The organism is Mitsuaria sp. WAJ17 (assembly GCF_014174515.1).
Classification (GTDB): domain Bacteria; phylum Pseudomonadota; class Gammaproteobacteria; order Burkholderiales; family Burkholderiaceae_C; genus Roseateles_B.
Map to the genome: position 1 here is coordinate 1 of NZ_JACJUG010000081.1, position 1875 is coordinate 1875.

1 protein-coding gene is annotated in these 1875 nt (G+C 71.6%); it reads right to left on the reverse strand.

Going from position 1 to position 1875, the window contains the following annotated elements:
• Positions 1–1875: condensation domain-containing protein (locus tag H5407_RS23440; protein WP_255501416.1), on the reverse strand; the 1875-nt coding region annotated here is incomplete at both ends.

Below are 1875 nucleotides of genomic sequence, written 5' to 3' on the forward strand. Positions count from 1 at the left end.
CGCCCAGGGCCTGCGTCTGCGCCAGCAGTTGCGCGTAGCTCAGCTGCTGGTCCCCTTGCTCCAGCGCGATCGCCGAAGGCGTCTCCTGCGCTCGGGCCTGCACCCGGGCCAGCACGTCCTCTGGACCGACCAGGGGCTGCTGCGCCTCCTGGCGCCACTGCTGCAGCTGGGCCTGCTCTTGCGGGCTCAGCAGGGGCAGGGCCGCGACGGCGGTGGCGTCCTGCGCCGGCGCCACCCAGGCGCGCAACAGCTGCTCCAGGTTGCGCACGCGTCGCTCGATGGTGCGCTGATCAAACAGAGCCGAGGCGTACTCCAGATGCCCCACGATGCAGCCCTGCGCTTCCATCAGCTCCAGGGTCAGATCGAACTTGGCGATCGCATGCGGCGTGCCCAGCCCTTGCAGGCGCAGCCCCGGCAGCTGCCAGCTCTCCGCCACCGTGCCTTGCCAGGCGAACATCACCTGGAACAGCGGCGTGAAGGCCAGGCTGCGCTCGGGCTTGAGCAACTCGACCACTTGCTCGAAGGGAAGATCCTGATGGCGCTGGGCCTGCAAGACGTGCTCGCGCAGCTGCTGCAGCCAGCGATGTGCGGGGAGCTCGCCGACCTGCGGCAGGCGCAGGGCCAGGGTGTTGACGAACAGGCCGATCAGCCCTTCGAGCTCGCGGCGCGAGCGGTTGGCCACCGGCGTGCCGATGACCACCTCCGCCTGGCCCGACCAGCGCGACAGCAGCACGCCCCAGGCGCCCAGCAGCAGCATGAACAGCGTCACGCCGTGGCGCTGGCTGTAGGCCTTGAGCTGCGCGCTCAGGGCCTCGTCCAGGTGCAGCGCCACCCGGGCGCCCTGCAGGGACTGCTCGGCCGGCCGGGGCCGATCGGTGGGCAGCTCCAGGCGCTGTGGGGCATCGCCCAGGGTTTGCAGCCAGTACTGGGCCTGCGCGCTCAGCGCCTCGCCCTGCATCCAGCGGCGTTGCCACACCGCGTAGTCGCCGTACTGCAGCGGCAGCGGGGCGAGTTCGGCGCGGCGCGGCGGCTGTGCCACCGCGGCGCTGTACTGGGCCTGCAGCTCTTGCCACAGCACGTCGATGGACCAGCCGTCTGCCACCAGGTGGTGCAGCGTCAGCACCAGCACCTGGCTTGCGTCATCGCCGGGCTGCTGCGGCTCGTGCAGCAGCGCTGCGCGCAGCAGCGGCGGTTGCTGGAGGTCGAAGGGCTGCTGCACCTCGGCCTGCACGGCCTCGATCAGCGCGTCCGCAGCGATCTCGGCTTCCCGCCAGGGCAGCACGGCCCGCGCGGCGATGCGCTGCAGGGGCTGCCCTTCTTCCTGGATGAAGCCGGTGCGCAGGGCTTCGTGGCGGTCGATGAGCTGCTGCAGCGCGCTGCGCAGGGCCTCGACGTTCAGCGCACCTTGCAACTTCAGCGCCAGATGGATGTGGTAGGCCTGGCTGACGCCGGGCAGCCGGGTGAGGAACCACAGCCGTTGCTGGGCATGGGTCAGGGGCGCACTCGCGCCGCGCGAGGGCTCGGCCTGCAGCGCAGGCAGCACCAGGCGGGCCTCTTCCCTCTGTCGCTCCTGCGCCTCCAGCAGGGCCTGCGCGAACTGCGCCACCGTGGGGGCGTCGAAGAGCTGCGTCAGCTCCAGGCTCGCGCCGTCGTGCTGGCTCAGCCGCGACAGGACGCGCACCGCCAGCAGCGAATGCCCGCCCAGCTCGAAGAAGTTGTCATGCCGGCCTACGCGCGGCAGTTGCAGGACCTCGGCCCACAGCGCGGCCAGCTGTTCTTCCAGCTCGCCTTGCGGGGCTTCGTAGCCGCGGGCGGCCAGGGCCTGCAGGTCTGGCGCCGGCAGGGCGCGGCGGTCCAGCTTGCCGTTGGGCGTCA